Raw genomic sequence first — 14,735 nt, forward strand, 5'->3', positions numbered from 1 at the left:
GGTAACCGCCGGAAGCGCTGACCGGCGCGCGGTCGATCGGCCGCGAGTGCGGGGAGTTACATCCCCGCATCTCGGCCCGTGATTCATCGTTTCCGGCGCTGGGGCTTCACCCCCGGTCGCGGAGCAGCGGCTCGGGCCGCCGTGGCGACCAGCGCCTTCTTCGCGGATTCCTCGGCGGCGAGAGTGCGCCGGATCAGATACTGCTGGCCGCAGGTCCACAGCGCGTTGGTGGCGAAATAGGTGAGCACGACGACAGGCAGGACGGCGCCGCTGATGAGCGCACCCGCCGGGAACACCCACAGCGACAAGGTGCGCATGATCGCGGCCGTGCTGTTGTCCGCGACCGCCGGGGTGAGCCGGGCCGTGAAGTGCGTGGCGAGAGCGGCGATCAGCACCAGCGGGATGGCGAGCGCCGCGACCGCGACGACAACCTCACCCGCGCCGGACAGGGTCGCCGACAGCGGTGCGCCGAACAATCTGGCGTCGAGGAACGCACGGACCTCGGGCGCGCCGAACAGGTAGTTGGCGGTGGCGTTGTTCACCTCGACCGACAGCGGGCTGTCGGTCGAGGTGAACGGGCCGACCGCGTAGGCGCCGGTCCGGTCGAACGAGCGCAACACGTGGAACAGGCCGAGGAAGACCAGCCCCTGCGCGATCAGCGGTACGAACCCGGCGAACATGCTGACGTTGTGCTCGCGCTGGAGCAGCCGGATCTTCTCGGCCTGGGCGCGCGGATCGTCGCGGTGGGTGCGGCGAATGGCGTCCATCTGCGGTTGCAGCGAACGCAGAACTTGCTGGGAGCGGGCTTGCCGGAGCGCGGTGCGCACGAGCAACGCGCGGACGGTGACGACCAGCGCGACGACGGCGAGAAGCCAGGCGAGACCACTGGCCGCGCCGAGCGGGATGGCGAAGAGCTGGTGCCAGCACCACAGGACCGCGGACACGGGGAAATAGACGAAATCGAGCATGACGGGACGACCTGTCCGTGCAGCGTGCGCGAACGCACGAAAGGGGGAGTGGGATCACGAGATCCGACAGGCGGCGCCGATGGCGCGGCACCTGTCAGAGGTGATCGATCCCCGGAGCTCGTGGACGTGGACGACCGGCGGAATCCGGATTGCTCTGTCGCAGAAAGGAACCGCGCAGGCGGCGCTGTGCCGACCGCGGCGGACCCACACTCGCGACCCGGACCGGCAGATGACTGCGACCGGTGACCGCGACCAGCGCACACACCATCGCGGCGGCGACCGCACCGAACGCGAGCATGCGGGTGGCCTCGCCGCCCGGTGTGGAGATGAGCACGAAGGCGGGCAGCACGCACGCGAGAACCGCGTACGCCATCACCATCGCCCGTGCCTGCATGTCACCGAGCATACCGACGGTGTAGGGCGGCGGTGCCCGCACGCCGAGTGGGGGCCGTTCACCGCCCGGCAATGCACACCGGGTCGAGGTCGGTGGCTGTCTCGACGGATGAGGGTCGCGGCTATGCCTCGAGCGCGAAGGGCGGGGTGCCGATGCCGGTAACGCGGAGATTGCCCCACGGGTCGCGTTCGGTGAGGTTCGCTGCCGCGGGTGCGCGACCGGGCACGACGAGCAGGGCGGAGGCTCGCGTCGGTTCGGGGAGCGCGGTGGACTCGGCGGGGTCGAGGCGGCCGTACCAGTGGTAGCGGCCGTCGATCGGGTCGATGTGGCCGGTGAGGGTGGCGATGACGGGATATTCGGCGCCGGGTAGATCCAGGACGGCAGGCCCGGCGTAGTCGTGATCCGAGTGCCGGTCGGCGGCGACGGTGATGTCGAAATGGTGGGGTTTCGGGCGGCCCGGGCGACGCGGGCTCGGGGTCGGATCGAGCCGACGGTGGTATTCGTGCTGGGTGCTGGCGCGCACTTCGATCCGGGTGCCTGATTGCCGCTGCAGAGCGCGGACCCAGGTGGCGATCAGATCGACTCGGGCCGACTGGGCGACCCGCGGTTCCTCGACGGCGGGTTCGGTACTGCCGACGAAGAACAGGTTCGGGAAGCCATGGGTCGCGATCCCGCGAAAGGTGACCGGAGCGTGCGACCATGCCGCGTCGAGCGTGCGGGCCGCACGTCCCGTGACCGGTAGTCGGACGCCGGACGGTGTCTCGGGCAGGGCGCCGACGGGACGGTGTGCGGATTCCGATGCGGCGCCGGCCCGGAGGCGCCGGGTGGTGTCGGCGGCCAGAATCACCACCCTCGCCTGGGCGGGCTCGTTCCCGGCCGAGTGGATCAGCCAGTGGTCCCCCTTCTCGTCGAAAACGAGTTCGCTGATATCGACCAGCCGCCGGGGGACCGGCCGATCATCGCGAGACAGCCATCTGCGCGATGCCGTCCATGGTGTCCGGCGCTGTCTGCCGACCGGAGATCGGGACGCCTCGCCTGCTGAAACCGGTTCGTAGACACTTACTTCGACGATTCCGGCCGCTCGCAGCCGCCGCACGATCGTCCGGGATCCGGTCCCGATGACAGCGACGCTCACAGCAGGCCCGCCGCCCGCCACCGCCTGCGTCCGGCCGATCCGATCAGTCCGTGCTGACCCAGGAACGTCACCAGTTCCGCCGCTCCGGTCGCCCTGGATTCCCGCGCGACCGGATTGCGAAGTGCCGCACCACGTGCCTGTCGACCGTCGAGTCCGGCGCGAATGTAGATGTGCCGGTTGGTGATCAGTGACACGAACAGCGGTCCGGCCACTGCCACACACAGGCGGATATAGGCCCGCTCGCCCGCCGACATCGCGGGCACGCGCCGGGCCAGCGCGTCCCTGGCGAAGCCGATGTGGCGTGCCTCCTCGGTGACGTGGATGCGCATGGCGCGCGCGACGATCGGCTGCAACTGCGGATCGTCGAGCATTCGTCGCTGCAGGGCGTCGAAGATCTCCTCACCGACCAGCGCCGCCACCCACACCATCGGGCCGCGCAGCACGGCGGGTAGCGCGGTGATCGCGAGCCGCGCCGCCGGACGCGGCCAGTAGGGGCGGGCCTCGATGCGCTCGATGAGTTTGCCGAACATCATCATGTGCCTGCACTCGTCGGCCATCTCGGTGAGCGTGTAGTGCGAGGTCGCGGACGTGGGATCGCCGCGCAGCAGCTCACGCAGCAGCAGCCGGTTGAGCAGGTTCTCGAACCAGATGCCGACCGAGAGCACATTGGCCAGTTCCTGGCGCGAGAGTTCCCGCTGCTGGTCGAACGTCATCGCCGCCCACAGGTCGGTCCCGTAGAGCGAGATGACGCGCGGTGGCAGGAACAGCTTCGCCGGGTCGAGGGGTTGCTCCCAGGCGATGTCCACCACCGGGTCGTAGGTTCTTCGCAGCGAGCCGATCAGCAGGCGCTGGGCGAAGGAATCGCGCGGGGAGGCGGTAACGTTGCGCATCGCGGGCTCACTCTCGGCGGAACGTGCCACGCTTGGTGTTACAGCGTGTATCACCAAGGTTAGTGGAACGCGGTGTCACGGTCAACGTCGGCACGGGTATCGTTAGCACTGTGACTGCCCCATCCGCGCACGCCGATCAGACCGCCGCCGACGGTCGCGCCACCCGCTGGCACGGGCACAAAGAGCGCCGTCGCGCGGAGATGATCGACGCCGCCATCGAGGTGATCGAGCAACACGGTCTCGAGATCTCGGTGCAGCTGATCGCCGAGCATCTGGCGCTGCCACGACCGGTGGTCTACCGCCATGTCGGTGGCCGGGCCGAACTCGACGCACTCGCGCGGCAGCGGATCCTGGAGTTGCTGCTCGCGGAGTTGCTACCCGCGCTGCAGTCCGACGGCGCACTCAAAGACGCCGTGCGCGGCGCCATCGGCACCTATCTCGGCTGGATCGAGCGCCATCCGAATCTGCATCGCTTTCTCGGCGATGCGGCACCGCAGGGCGCGCCGAGTCTCAGCGGCGCGGGCCGTGCGGTGGGTGGACAGCTCGCCGACATCTTCGCGGCCACCCTGGCCCGCTTCGGCATCGACCCGGCGCGCGGGCGGCCGATGGCGTTCGGCATGGTCGGCCTCGTCGACGGTGTGGTGGCGAGTTGGCGTGCGGACCCGGAGCCGGTGCTCACCACCGAGCAGGTGCAGGGCATTCTGACCGAGTCGGTGCTGTCGCTGTTCGAGGGCAATGCCCGCAGTCTCGGAGTTCCGCTGCAACGGGATTCGCTGATCGCCGACCTGCTCATCGCGCCGGACGCGGCCCCGCCGCCCGACGAGCGGCTGCGCTGACTCAACCGGCCAGCGCGCGATAGGTTCGATTCCACAGCCACTCCACGGGACCGCGCTCGAAACGACGCAACCACAGGTGCGCGAAGAGGATGATCGCGACGGCCACGACCAGGTAGATCGCCACCGTGAACGGCACCTTGGCCGAATCCGGTACCCGCGCCGCCAGCCCGAGACCCCAGCCGTAGCAGAGGAAACCGGCGATCAGGTTCTGCAGGATGTAGCAGCTGAGCGCGGTGCGGCCGACTTCGCTCAGCCGGGTGCCCGCGAACCCGAGGCGTGGTTTGCGCAGGTAGAACTCGGCGACCGCGGCCAAGATTCCGAGGGCGACGAACGGTGCCGTCGCGTACCGCGCGACGAAGATGAAGTCGCCGCCGCCCGCGAGGCCGAGTGTCAGATCCAGCGGGGCGGCGATCGCGAACCCGACCACCATGAGCCGCCGTCGAATGCGTGCGCCCTCGGGCCGGAAGACGCCCGCCCGGAACAGTCGCGCGCCGAGCAGGAACAGTGCGATCGACATCGGGAACACGAAGATCGCCTCGAGCCGGAAGATCAGCGCGTGGTCGAGGCGGAACAGCACCAGATCCCAGAAGGAGCCGTCCGCGTAGGGATTGGGATCCAGCGGTGCCGACTCGGTGCTGTCCTGCTGTGGCGCGAAGGCCAACGCGGCGGCTATCGACGTCAACATCGTCACGTGGACCGAGGCGGCGATGATCAGCCAACGGCGTTGCGCTCGTTCGGTTGTCGCGAGGATGTAGGCGACGACGAGGCCGGTCATCGCGTAACCCATCAGGACGTCGAACTCCGCGACGAGCAGAAAGTTCAGCAGGCCGTCGAGGAACAGCAGCCCCGCGCGGTAGGGATATCTGCCGGGCCACGGCCGACCCGCCCGCTGGGCCGAACCCTGCTGGATGGCCAGGCCGATCCCGAACATCACCGTCAGCAGGCCCAGGAACTTGCCCTGGGCGAGTTGCTGCAGCACCCGCTCGGACCACATCCAGGCGTTCTCGGGGGCCGCGGCGAGCTCGTCCAAGTAGCCGACCATGCCTGCCGAATTGGTGAAGATCCAGATATTGGTGCCGAGGGTGCCCAGGATCGCGATGCCGCGCAGCACATCCAGCGCGATCAGGCGAGCGGGCCGGGGCGCGACGGGCGCTTCGGTGGGGGGTGCGACGGCATCGGTCATGCACCGAGTATCGGCGCGTGAGCGGCCCGGCGGATCGCTCACGAGAACGATTCCGGGGTCCCCCTCTTGGGGGAGGTTGCCGGCCTCCAGCAGCCCCGCTGGGCCGAGATGCGGGTGCGGGTACAGCACGTCGCCTAGGCTCGACGGTATGCAGCGCATCATCGGAATCGAGGTCGAATACGGCATCTCGACCCCTACGGAGCCGACGGCCAACCCGATCCTCACCTCCACGCAGGCCGTTCTCGCCTATGCCGCCGCCGCGGGAGTGCCGCGAGCCAAGCGCACCCGCTGGGACTACGAGGTCGAATCCCCGCTGCGTGACGCGCGTGGTTTCGACCTCAGCCGGATGAGCGGGCCCGCCCCGGTCATTGACGCCGACGAGGTCGGCGCGGCCAACATGATCCTCACCAACGGCGCCCGGCTCTACGTCGACCACGCGCACCCGGAGTACTCCGCCCCCGAGGTCGTCGACCCGCTCGACGCGGTGATCTGGGACAAAGCGGGCGAGCGGGTGATGGAGGCGGCCGCCCGGCACGCCTCCAGCGTGCCGGGGGCGCCCCGGCTGCAGCTGTACAAGAACAATGTCGACGGCAAGGGCGCGTCCTACGGCACCCACGAGAACTACCTGATGAGCCGCGACACCCCCTTCAGCCACATCATCGCCGGACTGACCCCGTTCTTCGTCTCCCGTCAGGTGATCTGTGGCGCGGGCCGGGTCGGCATCGGGCAATCGGGTGACCACGCCGGTTTCCAGCTGTCCCAGCGTGCCGACTACATCGAGGTCGAGGTCGGCCTGGAGACCACGCTCAAGCGCGGCATCATCAACACCCGCGACGAGCCACACGCCGACGCCGACAAGTACCGGCGGCTGCACGTGATCATCGGTGACGCCAACCTCGCCGAGATGTCGACCTACCTCAAGGTCGGCACCACCGCGCTGGTGCTCGACATGATCGAGGCGGGCGAGGACCTCTCGGAGTTCCAGCTGGCCCGCCCGGTCACCGCCGTGCACCAGATCAGCCACGACCCGACGCTGCGCGCCACCGTCGCGCTGGCCGACGGGCGCGAGCTGACCGGCCTTGCGCTGCAACGGCTCTACCACGAGCGCGTGGCCAAGTTCGTCCAGCGCGAAGCCAACGAAGACCCGCGCGTGCTCGACATCATCGACAAGTGGGCGATGGTCCTTGACCTGCTCGAGCGCGATCCGATGGACGCCGCGCACCTGCTCGACTGGCCGGCCAAACTGCGACTGCTCGAGGGCATGCGCACCAGGGAAGGCCTGGGCTGGGCCGCGCCCAAACTGCACCTGATGGACCTGCAGTACTCCGACGTTCGCCTGGACAAGGGGCTCTACAACCGCCTGGTCGCCCGCGGGTCGATGCAGCGGCTCGTCAGCGAACAGCAGGTGCTCGACGCGATGACCAACCCGCCCACCGACACCCGCGCCTACTTCCGCGGTGAGTGCCTGCGACGCTTCGGCGCCGATATCGCCGCCGCCAGTTGGGATTCGGTGATCTTCGATCTCGGTGGTGATTCGCTGGTCCGGATTCCGACGCTGGAACCGCGCCGGGGCACGAAAGCGCACGTCGGCAGGCTGCTCGATGCCTCGCGCACGGCCGCGGAGCTGGTCGAGCAGCTCACCCACTGACGCGATCGAGGGGTCGACTGCGCGACAATCCGATCGCTATCGACCACCTTGTCGGATCCGCTCGGTAGGGTTGTGGGACACACACGATCATCGTGATGAGGAAGAGGAGGTCGGCTGCCATGGCACAAGAGCAGACCAAGCGCGCCGGGGGTGGCGACGAGGACGAGGGCCCCGAGGGCGTAGACGCGGCAGGGCAGGAACGCCGCGAGAAGCTGGCGGAGGAAACCGACGACTTGCTCGATGAGATCGATGACGTGCTCGAAGAGAACGCCGAAGACTTCGTGCGGGCATATGTGCAGAAGGGCGGCCAGTGACCCCAGGTGACCCCTTGCGCCTCCACGCGGGGCGGGCTCTCTCCTCGTTCACCGAACATCTCCGCATGCACGCTCCGGACCTGTTGCCCGCCAACAGGTTCCCGATCTCGGATCTGACCGCGACGAAGGATCTGGCGCCGCACGGCACCACCATCGTCGCGGTCACCTACCGTGGCGGCGTGCTGATCGCGGGCGACCGCAGGGCCACCATGGGCAACCTGCTCGCCAGCCGCGACACCGAGAAGGTGTACATCACCGACACCTTCTCGGCCGCGGGTATCGCCGGTACCGCGGGCATCGCGATCGAGATGGTGCGGCTGTTCGCCGTGGAGCTGGAGTACTACGAGAAGATCGAAGGCGTGCCGCTCACCTTCGACGGTAAAGCCAACAAGCTGTCGAAAATGGTTCGCGACAACCTGCCTGCCGCCATGCAGGGCCTGGCAGCGATCCCGCTGCTGGTCGGTTTCGACGACCAGATCCTCGACCCCGACCGGTCCGGCCGCATCGTGTCCTACGACGTGGTCGGCGGGCGTAGCGAGGAGCGGTTCGGCTACACCGCCGTCGGCTCCGGTTCGACGTTCGCGAAGTCGTCGCTGAAGAAGCTCTACCAGCGCGGCATCGACCAGGACCGGGCGCTGCGGATCGCGGTGGAATCACTGTTCGACGCCGCCGACGACGACACCGCCACCGGTGGTCCCGACATGCTGCGCGGGATCTACCCGACAGCGGTGGTGATCGACGCCGACGGTGCGGACGAGATCGGTGAGGATCGTCTCGCCGAGATCGCCCGCGGTGTGATCGCCGATCGGGAAGCCGCGGAAGAAGGGGGCGCCGTCCTATGACGCTGCCGTATTACGCCTCGGCCGAGCAGATCATGCGCGACAAGACCGAGCTCGCCCGTAAGGGCATCGGTCGCGGTCGCAGCGTGATCGTGCTGGTCTACGCCGACGGCGTGCTGTTCGTCGCCGAGAACCCCTCGGCGACGTTGCACAAGGTCAGCGAGCTCTACGACCGCGTCGGATTCTCCGCGGTCGGCAAGTACAACGAGTTCGAGGCACTGCGCCGCGGCGGCATCTTGCAGGCCGACCTCAAGGGTTACCAGTACGACCGGCGCGATGTCACCGGGCGTGGACTGGCCAACCTGTACGCGCAGACCCTCGGGTCGATCTTCACCGATCAGCTCAAGCCCTACGAGGTGGAGATCTGCGTCGCCGAGGTGGGTTATCCCGAACAGTCACCGACCTCGGTGCTGTACCGGATCACCTTCGACGGGTCCATCGTCGACGAACGCGAGTACGTCGTCATGGGCGGCACCACCGAGCCGATCCTGACCCAGCTCAAAGCCACCTACAAGCCGGGTCTGTCCCTGGACGACGCGTTGAAGGTGGCGATCGGCGCACTGCTGGCCGGTCAGCCCGAAGCCGACAAGGACAAGCGTTCGCTCGGTGAGGCCTCCCTCGAGGTGGCCACGCTCGAGCAGCAGCGGCCGCGCCGGGCGTTCCGCAGGCTGCAGGGCCCCGCCCTGGAGTCGGCGCTGGCCGCGTCGAAGTCCAAGCCCAAGCCGGTCAAAGAGGCGAAGCTGCCAGAACCCGACGACGACGCGGGGAAATAACCCACCGTCACGATCATGATCGGGCCTGCGAATCGCACCGGTTCGCAGGCCCGATCTCGTCGTGTGCGCGGAGGTCGTTCGCTGTCCGAATCGTTGTGAACACGTATGCGAATGGGATGTCAGGAGCGCCGCGCGGGCACTGGTCATGGCTGTACTGTCGATAGTGTGCAGCGACGAATCATGGGGATCGAGACCGAGTTCGGTGTGACATGCACCTTCCACGGTCACCGTCGGCTGTCCCCCGACGAGGTAGCCCGGTACTTGTTCCGCCGGGTGGTGTCCTGGGGCCGTAGCTCCAATGTCTTCCTTCGCAACGGTGCCAGGTTGTACCTCGACGTCGGATCGCATCCCGAGTACGCCACCGCCGAATGCGACAGCCTGGTCCAGTTGGTCACCCACGACCGGGCCGGCGAGCGGGTGCTGGAGGACCTGCTCATAGACGCCGAACAGCGCCTCGCCGAAGAAGGCATCGGCGGCGACATCTACCTGTTCAAGAACAACACCGACTCCGCGGGCAACTCCTACGGCTGCCACGAGAACTTCCTCGTGGTCCGGGCGGGCGAGTTCTCCCGGATCTCGGATGTGCTGCTCCCGTTCCTGGTCACCCGCCAGCTCATCTGTGGCGCGGGCAAGGTGCTGCAGACGCCGAAGGCGGCCACGTTCTGCCTGTCACAGCGCGCCGAGCACATCTGGGAGGGCGTCTCCTCGGCGACCACTCGCTCGCGCCCGATCATCAACACCCGCGACGAGCCGCACGCCGACGCCGAGAAGTACCGGCGCCTGCACGTGATCGTCGGTGACTCCAACATGGCCGAACCGACCACCATGCTCAAGGTCGGTACCGCCTCGCTGGTGCTGGAGATGATCGAGGCAGGGGTGTCGTTCCGCGATTTCGCGCTCGACAACCCGATACGGGCCATTCGCGAGGTCAGCCACGATCTCACCGGTCGCCGTCCCGTGCGCCTGGCCGGCGGGCGCCAGGCCAGTGCCCTGGAGATCCAGCGCGAGTACTACGCCCGCGCCGTCGAGCACCTGCGCAACCGCGATCGCGATCCGCAGGTCGACGCGGTGGTGGATCTGTGGGGTCGCACGCTCGACGCGGTCGAGGCGCAGGACTTCGCCAAGGTCGACACCGAGATCGACTGGGTGATCAAGCGCAAGCTGTTCCAGCGCTACCAGGACCGCTACAGCATGGAGATGTCGGATCCCAAGATCGCCCAGCTGGATCTGGCCTACCACGACATCAAGCGTGGTCGCGGGGTCTTCGACCTGCTCCAGCGCAAGGGTCTGGCCAAGCGGATCACCGAGGACGACGCCGTCGATGCCGCCGTGGACACCCCGCCGCAGACGACGCGAGCCAAGCTGCGTGGTGACTTCATCACCGCCGCGCAGGAAGCCGGCCGCGACTTCACCGTCGACTGGGTGCACCTCAAGCTGAACGATCAGGCGCAGCGCACGGTGCTGTGCAAGGATCCGTTCCGATCGGTCGACGAACGCGTCGACCGGCTGATCGCCTCGATGTAGGCGAACCCCTCAGACGGGGGGACCGACAACAGAACCGGTGGCGCATGGGAGCGATCGCGTAGGCGCCACCGGTTTTGTTGTGTGTGGGCAGGCTCAGTCCGCGGTGACGACGGTCGCGTAGGTGGCGGTGAGGCCGGCGATGAACGCGGTGAGCGCCAATTCGAAGCTGTCGTCATCGATTTCGTCGGCGATCGCCCGCAGCAGGTGTGCCTGATTCAGGTGCGGGTAGCGGTCGCGGTAGACCTGCACGTCGTCGGCGAAGCCGCCGGCGAACGAGCCCACCGTCGAACCCATGACCAGGTAGCGGGTGGCCGCGCCGATCATGGTGGCGTAGCGCGGTGGCCAGCCCGCACCGACCAGACCGCCGTGTACGGCGTCGGCGGCGCGCAGGTTCTCGGCTCGGCGGCCCGGGCCGGTGGCCAGGTACGGCACGAAGTTCGGGTGGGTGGCCAGCGCGCCGCGATAGCTGCGCGCCCAGTCCGCGAGTGCGCGATCCCAGCTCATGGAGTCGAAGGCCGAGGTGTCGACGTGGCTCATGATGCCGGTGGCGATGTCGTCGAACAGGTCGTCCTTGTTCGGGTAGTGGCCGTAGAGCGAGGCGGCCTGCACGCCGAGTTCGGCGCCCAATTTGCGCATGGAGACTTCGGCGAGCCCGTCGCGGTCGATCAGGACCAGCGCGGCGTCGCGAATGCGCTCGCGGCTCAACAGCGGAACGCGCGGCCTCGCCATGCGGTACTTCCTCTCTCGTCGGGAATCGAACGGTATCACCGATGCCGAAAATGACTCTTGATTAACCGAACAGCGTTAGGATACGGTGCCCGAGTAAACCTAACGCCGTTTGGTTCAGGAGTGGTTCCGTGGATTTCCAGCTCACCCCCGCGCAGTCCGACCTGCGTGAACTCGCCCGAACGTGGGTGGACAAGGAAGTCGTGCCGTATGCCGCGCAGTGGGATCGCGACGAATCGGTGGACCCGGCGATCGTCGGCAAACTCGGCGCTCTCGGTTTCCTGGGCATCGGGATCGCCGAGCACTACGGTGGCTCCGGCGGCGACACCTTCGACTACTGCCTGCTGCTCGAGGAGCTCGGCCGCGGTGACAGCGCGGTGCGCGGCATCGTGTCGGTCTCGCTCGGGCTGTTCGGCAAGTCGATCGCCGCCTACGGCACCGAGGAGCAGAAGCAGCGATTCCTGCCCGGGATCTGCGCGGGTGAACAGCTCGGCTGTTTCGCGCTGACCGAACCCGGCACCGGCTCCGACGCGGCGAATCTGGACGCCCGCGGCGTCCGCGACGGGTCGGACTGGGTTCTGTCCGGCACCAAGATCTTCATCACCAACGGGACCTGGGCCGATCACGCGCTGGTGTTCGCGCGGACCGGCGGGCCCGGCCCCAAGGGGGTCACCGCGTTCGTGGTGCCGACGGACGCGGCGGGCTTCGGCCGGACCGAGATCAAGGGCAAGCTCGGGCTGCGCGGCCAGGCCACCGCCGAATTCGTCCTCGATCGCGTCCGGGTGCCCGACGCGCTGCGCCTCGGCGAGGAGGGGCAGGGCTTCCGGATCGCGATGTCCGCGCTCGACAAGGGCCGCATCGGGGTCGCGTCCGGGTGCGTCGGCGTGGCCCGGGCCTGCCTCGAAGCCGCGGTGCGTTATGCCGGTGAGCGCGAACAGTTCGGCAAGCCGATCGCCGGTTACCAGCTGGTCCAGGAGCTGCTGTCCGATATCGCCGTCGCGACCGACGCCGCCCGGCTGCTCGCCTGGCGCGCGGCCGATCTCGCCGACCGCGGGCAAGCCTTCGGCACCGCCGCGTCGATGGCGAAGCTGTTCGCCTCCGAAGCCGCGGTCTCGGCCGCCAACAACGCGATCCAGGTGTTCGGCGGCTACGGCTACATCGACGAATACCCCGTCGCCAAGTATCTGCGTGACGCGCGCGTACTGACTCTCTACGAGGGCACCACCCAGATCCAGAAACTGCTCATCGGGCGCGCCCTCACCGGCGTGAACGCCATTGTCTGACACAGGAGTACGACCCATGACCCACAGAACAGCCTTCGTCACCGGGGCGGCTCGCGGCATCGGCGCGGCGACCGCCGCCCGACTGGCCGACGACGGATTCGCCGTGGCCGTCGTCGATCTCGACACCGACGCTGCCGTGCTGGCCGCCGGGAAGATCAACGCGGCAGGCGGCACCGCGATCGGCCTCGGTTGCGACGTCGCCGACGAGGCGCAGGTGGCCGACGCCGTCGCGCGTACCGTGGCCGATCTCGGCTCGCTCGACGTGCTGGTGAACAACGCGGGCGTGCTGCGCGACAACCTGCTGTTCAAGATGTCGGTCGAGGACTGGGACACCGTCATGGCGGTGCACCTGCGCGGCGCGTTCCTGTGCAGCAAGGCCGCGCAGAAGCACATGGTGGACAACGGTGGCGGCGCCATCGTCAACACCTCGAGCGTCTCGGCGCTCGGCAATCGCGGTCAGGCCAACTACGCGGCGGCCAAAGCGGGCATCCAGGGCCTGACCCGCACCCTCGCCATGGAACTCGGCCCGTTCGGGATTCGCGTCAACGCGGTCGCCCCCGGCTTCATCGCCACCGAGATGACCGCGGCCACCGCGGCGCGGATGGGCGTGAGTGCCGAGGATTTGCAGGCGAAGACCGCCGAGATCACCCCGCTGCGACGGGTCGGCGTGCCCGCCGACATCGCGAACGTGGTGGCGTTCCTCGCCTCCGACGACGCCGGTTTCGTCACCGGACAGACCGTGTACGTCGACGGCGGACGCCGTCTCTAGATTGCGGAGAAACCCCATGCAGAGAACAGTTTTCACCGACGAGCACGCAGCATTCCGCAAGACCGTGCGGGCGTTCATCGAATCGAAGGTCTCACCGGTCTACGACCAGTGGTACGAGGCGGGCATCGTGCCGCGCGAGTTCTACGCCGAGCTGGCCGGCCTCGGGGTGTTCGGGATCGAGGTGCCCGAGCAGTACGGAGGCGCCGGCATCGAATCGTTCAAGTTCCAGGCGATCCTGCTGGAGGAGACCACCCGCGCCGGTGTGTCTTTCGGCGGCTCCGGCGTGCACGTGGGCCTGTGTCTGCCGTATCTGAAGAACCTCGCGACCGACGAACAGAAGCAGCGCTGGCTGCCGGGATTCGTCTCGGGCGAGATCATGTTCGCGATCGCGATGACCGAGCCCGGCACCGGATCCGACCTCGCCGGAATGCGCACCACCGCACAGCTGTCCGAGGACGGCACGCACTATGTGCTCAACGGGTCGAAGACCTTCATCACCGGCGGTGTGCACGCCGACCGGGTGATCGTCTGCGCGCGGACCGCTCCGCCGTCGGAAACAGATCGCCGCCACGGGATCTCGCTGCTCGTCGTCGATACGAAGTCGCCGGGGTACGCGGTGGGACGCAAGCTGGACAAGCTGGGTCTGAAGGTCTCCGACACCGCCGAGCTGTCCTTCACCGACGTGCGGGTTCCGGTGTCGGACCTGCTGGGGGAGGCGAACAAGGGGTTCAGCTACCTGGGCCGGAATCTGCCGCAGGAACGGCTCTCGATCGCCCTCGGCGCCTATGCCCAGGCCAAGGCGGCGATCCGGTTCACTCTCGAGTACACCAGGGGCCGTGACGTTTTCGGCAGGCCGGTCGCGCAGTTCCAGAACACCAAGTTCGAACTGGCCGCTTGCCAGGCCGAGGTCGATGCCGCCGAGGCGGTCGTCGACCGGGCGCTGGAGGCCCTCGACCGCGAGGAACTCACCGCCGCCGACGCGGCCTCGGCCAAACTGTTCTGCTCCGAGGTGGCCTCGCGAGTGATCGACCGCTGCCTGCAACTGCACGGCGGCTACGGCTACATCAACGAGTACCCGGTGGCCCGCCTGTACGCCGACAACCGGGTCAACCGGATCTACGGGGGCACCAGCGAGGTGATGAAGATGATCATCGCCAAGGACATGGGCTTGTGACCGGCACCGCGTATCTGGTCGACGGCGTGCGGACGCCGTTCGGCCGGTACGGGGGCGCGCCGGCCGAGGTTCAACCCGATGACCTTGCCGCACAAGCGATCACGGCCCCGGTGCAGCGGCTGCCGAGCATGGATTTCGGTGCAGTCGACGATGTGGCGCGGTTGTCGTCGATCGTGACGAGCATCCGTGACCGGTGCGGTGTTCGCCCCCGGTTGCCATCGCATCCAGCCCCGCCTTGTGCGGTGGCCACTGCTTTCCGCCAACGTTGTCGTTAGGAAC

At 68.1% G+C, this 14,735-nt stretch carries 16 protein-coding genes; 10 read left to right on the plus strand and 6 right to left on the minus strand.

The genetic code is table 11. The annotated features are described in order from the left end of the window. Positions 1 to 83: 83 nt before the first annotated feature. The 4 genes from yidC to ACWGCN_RS08905 form a co-directional block, all read right to left on the minus strand. Entirely contained in the window at positions 84 to 968 is an 885-nt protein-coding gene (yidC, locus tag ACWGCN_RS08890; RefSeq protein ID WP_449965488.1) for a membrane protein insertase YidC, read from the minus strand. Positions 969 to 1,062: 94 nt separating this feature from the next. Beyond that, positions 1,063 to 1,362 carry a DUF6412 domain-containing protein gene (locus ACWGCN_RS08895; protein ID WP_379315386.1) on the minus strand — a complete coding sequence of 100 codons (300 nt, stop codon included), beginning with the start codon at positions 1,360 to 1,362 and terminating at the stop codon, positions 1,063 to 1,065. 121 nt (positions 1,363 to 1,483) lie between these two features. Next, positions 1,484 to 2,497, minus strand: a complete 1,014-nt coding sequence (locus ACWGCN_RS08900) for a DUF4873 domain-containing protein (RefSeq protein ID WP_452457575.1) — start codon at positions 2,495 to 2,497, stop codon at positions 1,484 to 1,486. Next, the gene (locus ACWGCN_RS08905; RefSeq protein ID WP_452457576.1) at positions 2,494 to 3,387 is read right to left on the minus strand and encodes an AurF N-oxygenase family protein; all 894 of its coding nucleotides are present in this window, start codon (positions 3,385 to 3,387) and stop codon (positions 2,494 to 2,496) included. The genes ACWGCN_RS08900 and ACWGCN_RS08905 overlap by 4 nt, the downstream gene beginning before the upstream one ends. Before the next feature lie 110 nt (positions 3,388 to 3,497). Here ACWGCN_RS08905 and ACWGCN_RS08910 point away from each other — a divergent pair, with 110 nt between their 5' ends. Then, positions 3,498 to 4,223, plus strand: coding sequence for a TetR/AcrR family transcriptional regulator (locus ACWGCN_RS08910; RefSeq protein WP_378988093.1), 726 nt, complete (start codon positions 3,498 to 3,500; stop codon positions 4,221 to 4,223). Between the two features lies 1 nt (position 4,224). Here the strand turns inward: ACWGCN_RS08910 and ACWGCN_RS08915 are convergent, their stop codons facing one another. Then, complete coding sequence (locus ACWGCN_RS08915; protein ID WP_452457577.1) at positions 4,225 to 5,406, minus strand: DUF418 domain-containing protein; 1,182 nt, start codon at positions 5,404 to 5,406, stop codon at positions 4,225 to 4,227. Between the two features lie 148 nt (positions 5,407 to 5,554). Here ACWGCN_RS08915 and dop point away from each other — a divergent pair, with 148 nt between their 5' ends. From dop to pafA, 5 genes are all read left to right on the plus strand, one after another. After that, positions 5,555 to 7,054, plus strand: coding sequence for a depupylase/deamidase Dop (dop, locus tag ACWGCN_RS08920; protein ID WP_378988087.1), 1,500 nt, complete (start codon positions 5,555 to 5,557; stop codon positions 7,052 to 7,054). Between the two features lie 119 nt (positions 7,055 to 7,173). After that, positions 7,174 to 7,368, plus strand: coding sequence for a ubiquitin-like protein Pup (locus tag ACWGCN_RS08925; protein WP_019047503.1), 195 nt, complete (start codon positions 7,174 to 7,176; stop codon positions 7,366 to 7,368). Then, positions 7,365 to 8,210, plus strand: coding sequence for a proteasome subunit beta (gene prcB / locus ACWGCN_RS08930; RefSeq protein WP_378988084.1), 846 nt, complete (start codon positions 7,365 to 7,367; stop codon positions 8,208 to 8,210). Before ACWGCN_RS08925 ends, prcB begins: the two co-directional genes overlap by 4 nt. After that, positions 8,207 to 8,980 (plus strand): proteasome subunit alpha, encoded by a 774-nt coding sequence (gene prcA / locus ACWGCN_RS08935; protein ID WP_301901013.1) that lies wholly within the window; start codon positions 8,207 to 8,209, stop codon positions 8,978 to 8,980. The genes prcB and prcA overlap by 4 nt, the downstream gene beginning before the upstream one ends. Positions 8,981 to 9,145: 165 nt before the next feature. After that, entirely contained in the window at positions 9,146 to 10,504 is a 1,359-nt protein-coding gene (gene pafA / locus ACWGCN_RS08940) for a Pup--protein ligase (protein WP_194824832.1), read from the plus strand. A 93-nt stretch (positions 10,505 to 10,597) separates the two neighbouring features. Here pafA and ACWGCN_RS08945 read toward each other — a convergent pair whose 3' ends face one another. Beyond that, complete coding sequence (locus ACWGCN_RS08945; protein WP_378988079.1) at positions 10,598 to 11,233, minus strand: TetR/AcrR family transcriptional regulator; 636 nt, start codon at positions 11,231 to 11,233, stop codon at positions 10,598 to 10,600. A gap of 128 nt (positions 11,234 to 11,361) precedes the next feature. Between ACWGCN_RS08945 and ACWGCN_RS08950 the strand changes: the two genes are divergently transcribed. From ACWGCN_RS08950 to ACWGCN_RS08965, 4 genes are read left to right on the plus strand one after another with little or no spacing between them, the layout of a single operon-like run. Further along, on the plus strand, positions 11,362 to 12,513 hold the full coding sequence (locus ACWGCN_RS08950; RefSeq protein ID WP_452457578.1) for an acyl-CoA dehydrogenase family protein: 1,152 nt from the start codon (positions 11,362 to 11,364) through the stop codon (positions 12,511 to 12,513). A 16-nt stretch (positions 12,514 to 12,529) separates the two neighbouring features. Beyond that, positions 12,530 to 13,282, plus strand: coding sequence for a 3-oxoacyl-ACP reductase FabG (fabG, locus tag ACWGCN_RS08955; protein WP_378988073.1), 753 nt, complete (start codon positions 12,530 to 12,532; stop codon positions 13,280 to 13,282). Positions 13,283 to 13,298: 16 nt separating this feature from the next. Beyond that, positions 13,299 to 14,456 (plus strand): acyl-CoA dehydrogenase family protein, encoded by a 1,158-nt coding sequence (locus tag ACWGCN_RS08960; RefSeq protein ID WP_379314982.1) that lies wholly within the window; start codon positions 13,299 to 13,301, stop codon positions 14,454 to 14,456. Then, the gene (locus tag ACWGCN_RS08965; protein ID WP_452457579.1) at positions 14,453 to 14,731 is read left to right on the plus strand and encodes a hypothetical protein; all 279 of its coding nucleotides are present in this window, start codon (positions 14,453 to 14,455) and stop codon (positions 14,729 to 14,731) included. Before ACWGCN_RS08960 ends, ACWGCN_RS08965 begins: the two co-directional genes overlap by 4 nt. Positions 14,732 to 14,735 lie beyond the last annotated feature (4 nt).

This window comes from Nocardia sp. NPDC055050 (assembly GCF_053608345.1).